The sequence below is a fragment of the Pseudomonas sp. 09C 129 genome (assembly GCF_002843625.1).
In the GTDB taxonomy this organism is placed as follows: Bacteria; Pseudomonadota; Gammaproteobacteria; order Pseudomonadales; family Pseudomonadaceae; genus Aquipseudomonas; species Aquipseudomonas chlororaphis.
Genome location: NZ_CP025261.1, coordinates 4465805 through 4478378 on the forward strand (window position 1 = coordinate 4465805; position 12574 = coordinate 4478378).

11 protein-coding genes and 1 pseudogene are annotated in these 12574 nt (G+C 65.6%); all 12 read left to right on the forward strand.

What is annotated here, in order from left to right; genetic code table 11:
• Positions 1-4 precede the first annotated feature (4 nt).
• On the forward strand, positions 5-436 hold the full coding sequence (locus tag CXQ81_RS20015; RefSeq protein WP_037005248.1) for a type VI secretion system amidase effector protein Tae4: 432 nt from the start codon (positions 5-7) through the stop codon (positions 434-436).
• Positions 433-873, forward strand: a complete 441-nt coding sequence (locus CXQ81_RS20020; RefSeq protein WP_101338318.1) for a hypothetical protein — start codon at positions 433-435, stop codon at positions 871-873. The genes CXQ81_RS20015 and CXQ81_RS20020 overlap by 4 nt, the downstream gene beginning before the upstream one ends.
• 46 nt (positions 874-919) lie before the next feature.
• Positions 920-1048, forward strand: coding sequence for a hypothetical protein (locus CXQ81_RS31545; protein ID WP_007923470.1), 129 nt, complete (start codon positions 920-922; stop codon positions 1046-1048).
• Positions 1036-1551, forward strand: a complete 516-nt coding sequence (gene tssE / locus CXQ81_RS20025; RefSeq protein ID WP_009044342.1) for a type VI secretion system baseplate subunit TssE — start codon at positions 1036-1038, stop codon at positions 1549-1551. The genes CXQ81_RS31545 and tssE overlap by 13 nt, the downstream gene beginning before the upstream one ends.
• The gene (gene tssF, locus CXQ81_RS20030) at positions 1548-3407 is read left to right on the forward strand and encodes a type VI secretion system baseplate subunit TssF (RefSeq protein WP_101338319.1); all 1860 of its coding nucleotides are present in this window, start codon (positions 1548-1550) and stop codon (positions 3405-3407) included. Before tssE ends, tssF begins: the two co-directional genes overlap by 4 nt.
• Positions 3389-4423, forward strand: a complete 1035-nt coding sequence (gene tssG / locus CXQ81_RS20035) for a type VI secretion system baseplate subunit TssG (RefSeq protein ID WP_101338320.1) — start codon at positions 3389-3391, stop codon at positions 4421-4423. The genes tssF and tssG overlap by 19 nt, the downstream gene beginning before the upstream one ends.
• On the forward strand, positions 4416-7139 hold the full coding sequence (tssH, locus tag CXQ81_RS20040) for a type VI secretion system ATPase TssH (RefSeq protein WP_101338321.1): 2724 nt from the start codon (positions 4416-4418) through the stop codon (positions 7137-7139). Before tssG ends, tssH begins: the two co-directional genes overlap by 8 nt.
• 30 nt (positions 7140-7169) lie before the next feature.
• The gene (locus CXQ81_RS20045) at positions 7170-9395 is read left to right on the forward strand and encodes a type VI secretion system Vgr family protein (RefSeq protein WP_009044346.1); all 2226 of its coding nucleotides are present in this window, start codon (positions 7170-7172) and stop codon (positions 9393-9395) included.
• Positions 9396-9525: 130 nt separating this feature from the next.
• Positions 9526-9972, forward strand: a complete 447-nt coding sequence (locus CXQ81_RS20050; protein ID WP_101338322.1) for a DUF6484 domain-containing protein — start codon at positions 9526-9528, stop codon at positions 9970-9972.
• Positions 9973-9987: 15 nt separating this feature from the next.
• Positions 9988-11100, forward strand: coding sequence for a DUF2169 domain-containing protein (locus tag CXQ81_RS20055; RefSeq protein WP_101338323.1), 1113 nt, complete (start codon positions 9988-9990; stop codon positions 11098-11100).
• A complete protein-coding gene (locus CXQ81_RS20060) occupies positions 11097-12137 on the forward strand; it encodes a 3-oxoacyl-ACP synthase (protein ID WP_101339449.1) in 1041 nt (346 codons plus the stop codon). The genes CXQ81_RS20055 and CXQ81_RS20060 overlap by 4 nt, the downstream gene beginning before the upstream one ends.
• Positions 12137-12566 (forward strand): annotated as a pseudogene (locus tag CXQ81_RS31785) (DUF4150 domain-containing protein); the annotation flags it as partial. The gene CXQ81_RS20060 and the pseudogene CXQ81_RS31785, both read left to right, overlap by 1 nt.
• Between the last annotated feature and the right edge of the window lie 8 nt (positions 12567-12574).

The window sequence follows — 12574 nt, forward strand, 5'->3', positions numbered from 1 at the left end:
GATGATGGCCAGACCCGCGTTCATCAATCTGTGGAACAACTACCCGGCTGAAAGCCAGCCTTGCGATGGCGGTTGGGAAAATCAATGCGCGATCCGCCTGAGCATTACGCTCAACGCCGAGCGAAGCATCCTCGTGGATGGCCACACCTATTCGGAACCGCGCTGCAGCCACGGCCACGCCCGCGGTGCCGAGTCGCTGGCGAACTGGCTGTGGCGCCAGCATCTGGGCCGGCCCAGCATCTTTACCGATGCGGCCAAGGCCAAGCTGCAGCTCAATGAGAAGAACGGGATCATTTTTTTCAAGGATTGCTTTACCCGCAGTGGCGAGAGTCGCGCGGCCGGCGACCATATCGACCTGTGGAGCCGCGGTTTCACCAAGACCTACGACGACCCGGCCAACCACTCCGCCCAGGTGTGGTTCTGGGAGCTGTCATGAGTCAGCGCCTGCTTCGCCTTATCCTCGCGGGCCTGGCGGGTTTGATGTTGCCCGCCTGTGCGCAGAACCCGGCCGATAGCGCCACCCAGGCGCGCTTCCTGGCCCGGGACCTGCTGCTGGAAGAGCGCAATGGCAACTGTCGTGTGCTGGTCCCGCAGCAACCCGGCATCGACCTGAGCCTGAAATGGCCTTGCCAGTTCCACCGCGACCCCAGCGGCACCCTGCGCACCAAGCAGGTGGGGACACGCCAGGTGATATTGGTGGAAAGCAGCGAGCAACTGCCCTCGCCCAGTCGGGATTGTCGCACCGAGATCCAGGCGATACGCAGTACCGGGCAGGGTTTGGAAGCCTCGTCGGCGGTGAGCCGGGTGACGGCCTGCCCGCCCTTCCAGTGGGATGAGAAAATGTTTATCGGCTTGTTCGAACCCGACGCTTGAACGCACGCCAGGGCTCGGCGCGAAGCCTGCGAACCAGGAGATGGCGATGAACGCCGAGGAGCCGGTGCACGCCGTCGGCCAGCGCCCGTTGACCACCGACAACGGCGAAACCGGGCTGTTCGAACGGCACAGCCTCAGCTTCACCGACAGGGATAACCGAAGATGGCCGAGCTGACCCTGCAAGAACGCCTGCAACCCTCGTTGCTCGATCGCCTGACCGACGACGATCCGCACAACCCGAAAGAAGCCGCCGAGCGCCGCGTCATGTCGCTGACCCAGCTGAAAGCTTGCGTGCTGCGCGATCTGGCCTGGCTGTTCAACACCTGCGTGCTGTTCGATCCGGAGCAGGCCGCGCAGATGCCAGCGGGCAACTCGGTGCTGAATTTCGGCCTGCCGCCCCTGGCCGGACACACCGCCTCGAGTGTCGATGTTCAGGCCATCGAAGCCTTGTTCAGCGACACCATCGCCACTTTTGAGCCGCGCATCCTCAAAGGCTCGTTGAAGGTTCGCGCGCGACTCGACGGCAATGACATGAGCCACAACGCCCTGAGCTTCGAGATCGAGGGCGATCTGTGGGCCGAGCCGGTGCCCCTGCGCTTGCTGCTCAGCACCGCCCTCGACCTGGAAACCGGGCACGTCAAGGTGACGCCGGCCGAGCCCGCCAGGAGACGCCAATGAACCCGCGCATGCTCGAGTATTACAACCAGGAGCTGCAGCATATCCGCGAGAGCGCCGCCGAGTTCGCCCAGGAGTTCCCCAAGATCGCCAGCCGCCTGACCCTGTCCGGCATCGAATGCGCCGACCCCTATGTCGAGCGTCTGCTGGAGGGCTTCGCCTACCTGAGCGCGCGGGTCCACCTGAAGCTGGACGCCGAATACCCGACCTTCACCCACAATCTGCTGGAAATCGCCTACCCCCATTACCTGGCACCAACGCCTTCGGTGGTGGTGGTCCAACTGGTCGCCGACCCCAACGAGGGTTCGCTGACCAGCGGCTTCACGGTCGAACGCCACGCCGCCCTGCGCGGCCAGCTGGGCCATGGCGAGCAGACCGCCTGCGAGTACCGTAGCGCCCATGCCGTGACGCTGTGGCCGTTGCAGGTCAGCCATGCCGAATACTTCGGCAACCCGGCCGCGACCCTCGGCCGACTTGCTGCCAGCGAACCCAAGGCCAAGGCCGGGTTGCGCCTGCGCCTGCGTTGCGGCGCCGGGTTGCCGTTCAACGCCCTGGCGCTGGACAGCCTGCCGCTCTACCTCAACGGCGCCGACGAGCAACCTTTCCGTCTGTACGAGCAGCTGCTCGGCAACGCCTGCGCGGTGTTTATCAAGAGCGTCGATGGCGACTGGGTCGAGCGTTTGCCTCTGGAGAGTCTCAAGGCGCGCGGCTTCGACGATCGGGACGCGGTGCTGCCGGTGGTGCCCCGGGCCTTCCAGGGGTATCGCCTGCTGCAGGAATATTTCGCCCTGCCCAATCGTTTTTTGTTCGTCGACTTCACCGGGCTGAGCGCCGGTGTGCAGCGCTGCACCAGCCAGGAACTGGAGCTGGTGGTGCTGTTCGATCGCCTCGACAGCACCCTGGAAGGCACGGTGTCGGCGACCCAGTTCGTGCCCTTCTGCACCCCGGCGGTGAACCTGTTTGCACGCCGCACCGATCGCATTCACCTGAACGAGCGGGTGCATGAGCACCAGGTGATCGCCGACCGCACCCGGCCGCTGGATTTCGAGATCCATTCCCTGACCCAGGTCACCGGCCATGGCAGCGGCCCCGAGCAGCCGTTCCAGCCGTTCTATGCGATCCGCGATCCGCTGCGTTATGGCCGCGAGCAGGCCTACTACATCGTCCGCCGCGAGCCGCGTCGCTTGTCCAGCCAGCAACGGCGACGCGGGCCACGCTCGACCTATATCGGCAGCGAAACCTTCGTCTCGCTGGTGGATGTCAACCAGGCGCCCTATCGCCACGACTTGCGCCAGCTCGGCCTCAGCGCCCTGTGCACCAACCGCGACCTGCCGCTGCTGATGCCGGTGGGTACCGGCAAAAGCGATTTCACCCTGGAAGACAGCGCCCCGGTGCTGGCCGTGCGCTGCCTGGCCGGGCCAAGCCGGCCGCGGCCGAGCCGCGCGCACGATGCCAGCGCCTGGCGGCTGATCAGCCAGCTGTCGCTGAACTACCTGTCGCTGAGCGAACAAGGCCAGGGAGCCGCGGCGCTGCGCGAATTGCTGCGCCTGTACGGCGACCCCGGCGATGCGGCGCTGCAGTTGCAAATCGAGGGCCTGCGCCAGGTGCGCAGCACGCCCTGCACCCGCCGCTTGCCGATGCCGGGACCGATCGTTTTTGGCCGTGGCCTGGAGATCAGCCTGGAGTTCGACGAAAACGCCTTCCGCGGCACCGGCGTGTACCTGCTGGGCGCGGTGTTCGAGCGTTTCCTGGCCCGTTACGTGTCGATCAACAGCTTCACCGAAACCGTACTGCGCACCACCGAGCGCGGCGAAATCATGCGATGGCAGGCGCACCCCGGATGTCGACCGAACCTCTGAAACCGCTGCACAGCATCGAGCGGATGGCCGACGAGCCCTGGGCCTACGACTTCTTCCAGGCGCTACGGCGCATCGAGTGCGAGGCCAGCGACCGACCGCGCATCGGCCATTCCCTGCGCTTGCACGACGACCCGCTGCGCCTGGGGCAGAAACCCGACTGCGGCTTCGCCCCCTCGACCCTGGCCAGCATCGAGACCGGCCCCGAGGGCGCCGCGCCGCGCATCGAGCAGTTGTTCTTCGGCCTCACCGGGCCCAATGGCCCGCTGCCGCTGCACCTGACCGAATACGCCCGCGATCGCCAGCGCAACAACGACGACGCCAGCTTCACGCGCTTTCTCGACGTGTTCAATCACCGCCTGTTATGCCTGTTCTACCGCGCCTGGGCCGAGGCGCGGCCGACCGTCAGCCATGACCGCCCCGCCCACGACTACTGGTCGATGCGCCTGGCCGCGCTGTCCGGGCGGGGCATGACCAGCCTGCTCGGCCAGGGCCCGATCGCCGACTCGGCGCGTTACCACTTCACCGGCCACCTGGCGGCGCAAACCCGCTACCCGGACGGCCTGCGCGCGATCCTGGAAGACTATTTCGGCGTGCCGGTGAGCATCGAGGAATACGTCGGCCAGTGGCTGGAGTTGCCGCAGCGCAGCCAGCTGGGCGTGGCGCTCTGCTCGCTCGGCAGCGACCTGAGCCTGGGCACCCACGTCTGGGATCGCCAGCATAAATTCCGCATCCGCCTGGGGCCTTTGAGCCTGGAGCAATACCGCCGCCTGCTGCCCGGCCAGGAAAGCTTCGGCGAACTGGCCGCCTGGGTCGCCGAGTACCAGGGCGAGGAGCTGGATTGGGAAGTCAATCTGCTGCTGCGGCACCAGGAAGTGCCGCGCATCGATCTCGACGGCCAGACCCGCCTGGGCTTCGACACCTGGCTCGGCAGCCCGTCGACGGATGCCGGCGACCTGCTGCTGGCCCGCGAATACGCCAGCCATACCCCCCCCTCAAGGAGCCGCGATCATGAGTGAGATCAGCCGCGCCGCGCTGTTCGGCAAGTTGAACAGCCCGGCCTACAAGGCCATCGAAGCCGCCACTGTGTTCTGCAAACTGCGCGGCAACCCCTATGTGGAACTGGTGCATTGGCTGCATCAGCTCCTGCAATTGCAGGACTCTGACCTGCACCGCCTGGTCCGCCAGTTCAGCCTCGACCCGGCGCGCCTGTCCAGGGATATCACCGACGCCCTGGACCGCCTGCCGCGCGGCTCGACCTCGATCACCGACTTGTCCTTGCAGGTCGAGGAAGCCGCGGAGCGCGGCTGGGTCTATGGCAGTTTGCTGTTCGGCGAGAGCCAGGTGCGCAGCGCCTACCTGGTCGTCGGCATGCTCAAGACACCGAGCCTGCGCCACGCCCTCTCGGCCATCTCCCGCGAGTTCGACAAGATCAAGGTGGAGCACCTGATCGAGCGCTTCGACGAGTACCTCGGCGACTCGCCGGAAAATGGCCTGGCCGCCAGCGACGGTTTCAACGCCACCGCCGCGCCGGGCGAAGCGAGCGGTGCCCTGGCGCCCAGCGCGCTGGGCAAGCAGGAGGCGCTCAAGCGCTTTACCGTAGACCTCACCGAACAGGCCCGCAGCGGCAAACTCGACCCCATAGTCGGGCGCGACGAGGAGATTCGCCAACTGGTCGACATCCTCATGCGCCGCCGGCAGAACAACCCCATCCTCACCGGCGAAGCCGGGGTCGGCAAGACCGCGGTGGTCGAGGGTTTCGCCCTGCGTATCGTCGCCGGCGACGTGCCGCCGAGCCTCAAGGACGTCGAACTGCGCACCCTGGACGTCGGCCTGCTGCAAGCCGGCGCGAGCATGAAGGGCGAGTTCGAACAGCGCCTGCGCCAGGTCATCGAGGATGTGCAGGCCTCGCCCAAGCCGATCATCCTGTTTATCGACGAGGCCCATACCCTGGTCGGCGCCGGCGGCGCGGCCGGTACCGGCGATGCCGCCAACCTGCTCAAGCCGGCCCTGGCCCGTGGCACCCTGCGCACCGTGGCGGCAACCACCTGGGCCGAATACAAAAAGCACATCGAGAAGGACCCGGCCCTGACCCGGCGCTTCCAGGTGGTGCAGGTCGACGAGCCGTCCGAGGCCAAGGCGATCCTGATGATGCGCGGCGTCGCCTCGACCATGGAGCAGCACCACAAGGTGCAGATCCTCGACGAGGCGCTGGAGGCCTCGGTCAAGCTGTCGCACCGTTATATTCCGGCCCGGCAGCTGCCGGACAAATCGGTGAGCCTGCTCGATACCGCCTGCGCGCGGGTCGCCATCAGCCTGCATGCGGTACCGGCGCAAGTGGACGACAGCCGCCGACGCATCGAGGCGCTGAGCACCGAGCAGGCGATCATCGGCCGCGAGCAGGCCATTGGCATCGCCATCGGCACTCGCCAGCAGGAGGTAGAGGCGGCCCTCGCCGAGGAACGCCAACGCCTGGCGACCCTGGAGAGTCGCTGGAGCGAAGAGAAAGCCCTGGTCGATGAACTGCTGGCGACCCGCGCCACCCTGCGCGCCGCCGCCGAACCGCTGGACGACACCAGCGGCGAGGTCGGTGCTGCATCGCCGCGCCTGGCTGAAGCCGAACGCACGGCATTGCGCGACAAGCTCGGCGAGCTGCAGAGCCGCCTCGCGGCCTTGCAGGGCGAAAGCCCGTTGATCCTGCCCACCGTGGATTACCAGGCGGTGGCCGCGGTGGTCGCCGACTGGACCGGCATCCCGGTCGGGCGCATGGCGCGCAACGAAATCGACACCGTGCTCAGGCTCGACGAGCACATGAAAAAACGCATCATCGGCCAGGACCATGCCCTGGCGATGATCGCCAAGCGCATCCAGACCTCGCGCGCCGGGCTGGACAACCCCAGCAAACCGATTGGCGTGTTCCTCCTCGCCGGCACCTCGGGCGTGGGCAAGACCGAAACCGCCCTGGCCCTGGCCGAGGCCCTGTACGGCGGCGAGCAGAACATCATCACCATCAACATGAGCGAGTTCCAGGAGGCGCACACCGTCTCCACCCTCAAGGGCGCCCCGCCCGGCTATGTCGGTTACGGCGAAGGCGGCGTGCTGACCGAGGCGGTGCGGCGCAAACCCTACAGCGTGGTGTTGCTGGACGAGGTGGAGAAGGCCCACCCGGACGTGCACGAAATCTTCTTCCAGGTGTTCGACAAGGGGGTGATGGAGGACGGCGAAGGCCGCCTGATCGACTTCAAGAACTGCCTGATCCTGCTCACCACCAATGCCGGCACCGAGATGATCGCCAGCCTGTGCCGCGACCCGCAACGGCTGCCCGATCCCGATGCCATCGCCAAGGCGCTGCGCGAGCCGTTGCTCCAGGTATTCCCGCCGGCCCTGCTTGGGCGCCTGGTGACCGTCCCCTACTACCCGCTGAGCGACGAGATGCTCAAAGCCATCACCCGCCTGCAACTGGAACGGATCAAGCGGCGCGTGGAAAGCGGGCACAAGGTGCCCTTCGCCTACGACGACAGCGTGGTCGACCTGATCGTCTCGCGCTGCACCGAGATCGAGAGCGGCGGACGGATGATCGACGCCATCCTGACCAATACCCTGTTGCCGGATATGAGCCGGGAGTTTCTCACCCGCATGCTCGAGGGCAAGCCGCTGGCGGGCGTGCGCATCAGCCAACGGGACAATGCGCTGCATTACGCATTCGACCCGCATGTTGGCGAGACGACCGACTGACGCCCGAACGCGAGCCGGAGGAAGCCGTTTATGGCAATCACGCAAAGCACCCGCCTGGTGCAGGTCGACAGCCCCCTCGGTGGCGAGGTCCTGCTGCTGCAGGGCATGGAAGGCAGCGAGGAGCTGGGGCGGTTGTTCCATTACGAACTGGACCTCACCTCCGAAGACCGGGCGATCAAGTTCGACCAGTTGCTGGGCAAGCCGATGGGCCTGACCCTGGAGCTGCACGGCGGCGGCAAACGCTACTTCCATGGCATTGCCTGCGGCTGCCGGCAACTGACCGGCCACGGCCAGTTCGCCGGTTATCGGGTCAGCCTGCGGCCCTGGTTCTGGCTGCTCACGCGTACCTCGGACTGCCGGATTTTCCAGAACAAGACGGTGCCGGACATCATCAAGCAGGTGTTCCGCGACCTCGGTTTCTCCGATTTCGAAGACAACCTGAGCGGCAGTTACCGCGAGTGGGAATACTGCGTGCAATACCGCGAAACCAGCTTCGACTTCATCAGCCGGCTGATGGAGCAGGAAGGCATCTACTACTACTTCCGCCATGAGAAAGCGCGGCATGTCCTGGTGCTGGCCGACGCCTACGGCGCCCACTCGACGGTGGCCGACTACGCTTCGGTGCCCTTCTACCCGCCCGATCAGCAGATGCGCGAGCGCGACCACTTCTACGACTGGCAACTGGCGCGGGAAGTCCAGCCGGGCTCGCTGGCGTTGAACGACTACGACTTCCAGCGCCCCGGCGCCAGCCTCGAAGTGCGCTCCAGCGTGTCGCGCAGCCACAGTAACGGCGACCATCCGCTCTACGACTACCCGGGCGAATACGTCCAGAGCAAGGATGGCGAGCATTACGCACGCACCCGTATCCAGGCCATTCACAGCCAGTTCGAGCGCGTGCAGTTGCGCGGTCGTGCGCGTGGCCTGGGCTGCGGGCATCTGTTCAAGCTGACCGGCTACGAACGCGCCGACCAGAATCGCGAATACCTGGTGGTGGTCGCACGCTACCAGATCCGCCAGGAGCTTTATGAAAGCGGGCAACTGGACCTGGCCGAGCAGTTCACCAGCGAACTGGACTGCATGGATGCCAGCCAGGCCTTCCGACCCCTGCCCCTGACGCCCCTGCCGATTGTCCGCGGGCCGCAGACCGCCAGGGTGGTAGGCCCCGCTGGCGAGGAGATCTGGACCGACCAGTATGGCCGGGTCAAGGTGCATTTCTATTGGGATCGCCACGACCAGTCCAACGAAAACAGCTCCTGCTGGATGCGCGTGTCACAGGCCTGGGCCGGCAAGAACTGGGGGTCGGTGCAGATCCCGCGGATCGGCCAGGAAGTGATAGTCGGTTTCCTCGAAGGCGACCCGGATCGCCCGATCATCACTGGCCGGGTCTATAACGCCGAACAGACCGTGCCCTACGAGCTGCCGGCCAATGCCACCCAGAGCGGGGTGAAAAGCCGCTCGAGCAAGGAGGGCTCGCCCGCCAACTTCAATGAAATCCGCATGGAGGACAAAAAGGGCGCGGAGCAGTTGTTCATCCACGCCGAGAAGAACCAGGACATCGAGGTCGAGAACGACGAGACCCACTGGGTCGGCCACGACCGCAGCAAGACCATCGACAACGACGAAACCGTGCACGTCAAACACGACCGCACCGAAACCGTCGATAACAACGAAACCATCACCATAGGCGTGGATCGCAAGGAAAAGGTCGGCAATAACGAGACCATCTCCATCGGTGTGAACCGTACCGAGGATGTCGGCAGCGACGAGAAAATCACCATCGGCGCCAACCGCACCGAGAAGGTGGGCAACAACGAGACCATCACCATAGGCGCAGACCGCACGGAAAAGGTCGGTGCCAACGAAACCATCAGCATCGTCAGCAACCGCACCGAGGACGTGGGCGGCAACGAGACCATCGACATCACCGGCAACCGCAACGAAACGGTCAAGGGCAACGAAGGTATCGAGATCAACGGCAACCAGAGCACCCAGATCGGCCAGAACGAATCCCGCGACGTATCCCAGAACCGCACCACCAACATCCAGCAGAACGACAGCCTGGACGTCGGCAAGAACTTCTCCCTCACCGCCGGCGACTCCATCACCCTGACCACGGGCGCGGCCAGCATCACCATGAAGAAGGACGGCACCATCATGATTCGCGGCAAGGACATCACCATCGACGGCTCCGGCGCCATCAACATCAAGGCCAACCGGAACGTGGTGGTCAAGGGCCAGAAGATCCTGCAGAACTAGGGTCTGTACGAAAAGTCGGCGAGCGAAGGTCAGGCAAGCCTGTTTTTAACGCAGCATGGCCCGCGTAGCGCCGAAGGCGCCCAGCGCACAGCCACTTTTCGTACAGAGCCAGCACAGTGGAGGTATGTATATGACGGTTCAACACCCGCTACCCATACAGGCCCGCATCGATGCAGTGGTCATCGGCACCCTGCTCGAGCTGCCGCACGCCAGTACGCCCAGGGTCCTTTACCCGGGTTGCCCGGATGGCAGCGGCGTCGTTGCCCGTTGCACCGCGCGGCTTGGCCCCGCGGATATCGGCGGCCAGGTCGCGCTGATGTTCGAAGGCGGCGACCCGGCTTGCCCATTGGTGATCGGCCGCCTGCTCGGCGCGGACGCCCCGCCCGAGCCAGCCGCCAGCGTGCGGCTGGACGACCATTGCCTGGAACTGAGCGCCGAGCGCGAAATCGTGCTGCGTTGCGGCAAGGCCAGCATCACCCTGACCCGCGCGGGCAAGGTGATCATCCAGGGCGCCTACCTGTCCAGCCGCTCCAGCGGGGTCAACCGCATCAAGGGCGGTTCGGTGCAGATCAACTAGACAGGTATCCGGCCTATGGAACTGCTCAACGCCAGCCAACTGCTTGCGGCCTATACCCAGGGCCTGGCGCCCGATGGCCGCGAATCCCTGGTGGTGGTGGCCAAGGGCACGTTCAACCTGCCCCTGGACGGCCGCGCGGCCACCCTCGCCGACACCCAGCAACCCTTACTGATGGCCGACACTTTTCTCGGCGAGCCCGGCCTCAGCGCGCCGCTGCAGGAAATGGACTTCGCCCCGGTCAAGCCATGCTGCGATGTCCTGGTGCGCGGCAAGGCCTACGCCCCAGGCGGGCGTCCCGTGACGCAACTGACCGCGGGCATTCGCGTCGGGCGGATGAGCAAGGCCTTTTCCGTCCTCGGTCCACGGCAATGGCAGTCGGGGCTGTTGGGCGTTGCTCCCGGCTTGCCGCAGCCGTTTACCGAGCAGGAGATCTCCTACGCCCGGGCGTTTGGCGGCAGCCATCCGATCGCCAACGACCCCCAATTGCGCCACTGCTACCTGGACAATCCGACCGGTTGCGGCTGGTACCCGCGCAGCGCCGACAGTGCCGACATCGTCGGCATGCCGATGCCGAGCACCGAGGAGTTGGGCAAACCGATCGACAGTCCCTCTGGCGACTTCCGCCCCATGGCCCTCGGCCCCCTTGGCCGTGGCTGGCCACAACGCGCCCGCTTCGCCGGCACCTACGACGAGGCCTGGCTGGCCGACTGCTTTCCCTTTCTGCCGGCGGATTTCGACCACCGCTACTTTCAGGCGGCCCCTGAGGATCAGCAAACCCACTACCTGCGCGGTGGCGAGGATGTGCTGTTGCTCAACCTCACGCCCCAGGAGCGCGCGGGCTTTCGCATTCCCCAGATGGAGGTGCCGGTAACCTTCTTTCTGAAGAAAGGCGGCCATGAAACCGTGCAGGCGGTGATCGACACCCTGCTGATCGACACCGACACGTGCCAGGTGCAGTTGACCTGGCGTGTCTCCCGTCCGCTACAACGCAACATGTTCGAGATCGCTCAGGTGCTGGTCGGCACTATGTCCACGGGCTGGTGGCGCGCCCGCGAACTGGGCAAGGATTACTACCCGTCGCTGTCGGCCCTGGTGAAAGCCAAACGCACGCCCGAGGAGACGCCCTGATGACCGCGCTGTGCATCATCGGCTCCGGCATGGTCAGCGCCGTAGGCCTTAGCGCCCCCGCGAGCTGCGCGGCGATCCGTTGCGCTATCGATAACTTCCAGGAGACCCGCTTTATCGACCGCGGCGGCGAATGGCTGATCGCTGCCAGCGTGCCCCTGGAACAGCCCTGGCGCGGGCGCAGCAAGCTGGTCAAGATGGCGGCGCGGGCCATCGCCGAGGCGCTGCAGGGCACGCCGGGCGTCGACCCGGAGCAAACCCCGCTGCTGCTCGGGGTGGCGGAGGCCGACCGCCCCGGCCGTCTCGACGGCCTGGACCTCAGCCTGCTGCACGACATTGAGCATGAGCTGGGCGTGCGTTTTCACGGCAGCTCCAATGTCATTCCCCGTGGTCGGGTCAGCGGCGCGGTCGCCCTGCTCAATGCGCGCAAACTGATTTACCAGCAAGGCCATCGCCACGTGCTGATCGCCGGCGTCGACTCCTTCCTCAGCGGAGCGACCCTGGCCGCTTTCGAAGAGCGCGAACGCCTGCTCACCAGCCAGAACTCCAACGGTTTTATCCCCGGCGAAGGTGCCGCCGCCGTGCTGGTCAACGCCCCGACCGCCAGCGAAGCACCGCAGCTGGCCTGCATCGGCCTGGGTTTCGGCGTGGAAAAAGCCACGGTGGAGGCCGAAGACCTTCCGCTGCGCGCCGACGGCCTGACCCAGGCCGTGCGCGCGGCCCTGAGCGAAGCCGGCTGCGGGTTGGAGCAGATGGACTACCGCCTGACCGATATCTCCGGCGAGCAGTACTACTTCAAGGAAGCCTCCCTGGCCCTGAGCCGCACCCTGCGGGTGCGCAAGGAATTCTTCCACCTCTGGCACCCCGCCGACTGCATCGGCGAAACCGGCGCCGCCATCGGCCCGGCGATGCTCGCCGTGGCCCTGGCCGCCAGCCGCAAGGGCTATGGCGAAGGCCCGAATATCTTCTGCCACCTCGGCAACGACGCCGGCCAACGCGCCGCCGCGCTGCTCAGTTATCAGACTGTGAGGGCCCCCTGATGGGCAACGAGGTGTATGCCAACAATATGGAAGTTTCCTGCAAGGCGGCGGCTGGCAAGTCAGTGGCCTGCTTTCCGGATGTCTGCTTCACTCCGCCCCAGGCTCCGCCGACTCCGATGGGAGTGCCCATTCCCTACCCCAATACCGGCATGGCCAAGGACACCACCAGGGGCACACGAACGGTCAAGATCACTCGCAAAGAGGTGATGCTCAAGGACAAGAGTTACTTCAAGACCAGCTATGGCGACGAAGCCGGTTGCGCGCCGAAAAAGGGCATCATCACCAGCAAGATCAAAGGCAAGGTGTACTTCACTTCCTGGTCGATGGATGTGAAGTTCGAGGGGGAGAATGTGGTTCGGCATATGGATATGACTACGCACAACCACGCCTCTTTGCCCGGTAATACCCCTCCCTGGATGTACATGGATGCCATGAGC

Excerpts from the sequence above, each read along its gene's own strand:
- CXQ81_RS20050 (WP_101338322.1), top strand. The coding sequence starts at position 9,526 with ATGACGGTTCAACACCCGCTACCCATACAGGCCCGCATCGATGCAGTG.
- CXQ81_RS20020 (WP_101338318.1), top strand. The coding sequence starts at position 433 with ATGAGTCAGCGCCTGCTTCGCCTTATCCTCGCGGGCCTGGCGGGTTTG.
- CXQ81_RS20055 (WP_101338323.1), top strand. The coding sequence starts at position 9,988 with ATGGAACTGCTCAACGCCAGCCAACTGCTTGCGGCCTATACCCAGGGC.
- tssF (WP_101338319.1), top strand. The coding sequence starts at position 1,548 with ATGAACCCGCGCATGCTCGAGTATTACAACCAGGAGCTGCAGCATATC.
- tssG (WP_101338320.1), top strand. The coding sequence starts at position 3,389 with ATGTCGACCGAACCTCTGAAACCGCTGCACAGCATCGAGCGGATGGCC.
- tssE (WP_009044342.1), top strand. The coding sequence starts at position 1,036 with ATGGCCGAGCTGACCCTGCAAGAACGCCTGCAACCCTCGTTGCTCGAT.
- tssH (WP_101338321.1), top strand. The coding sequence starts at position 4,416 with ATGAGTGAGATCAGCCGCGCCGCGCTGTTCGGCAAGTTGAACAGCCCG.
- CXQ81_RS20045 (WP_009044346.1), top strand. The coding sequence starts at position 7,170 with ATGGCAATCACGCAAAGCACCCGCCTGGTGCAGGTCGACAGCCCCCTC.
- CXQ81_RS20015 (WP_037005248.1), top strand. The coding sequence starts at position 5 with ATGGCCAGACCCGCGTTCATCAATCTGTGGAACAACTACCCGGCTGAA.
- CXQ81_RS31545 (WP_007923470.1), top strand. The coding sequence starts at position 920 with ATGAACGCCGAGGAGCCGGTGCACGCCGTCGGCCAGCGCCCGTTGACC.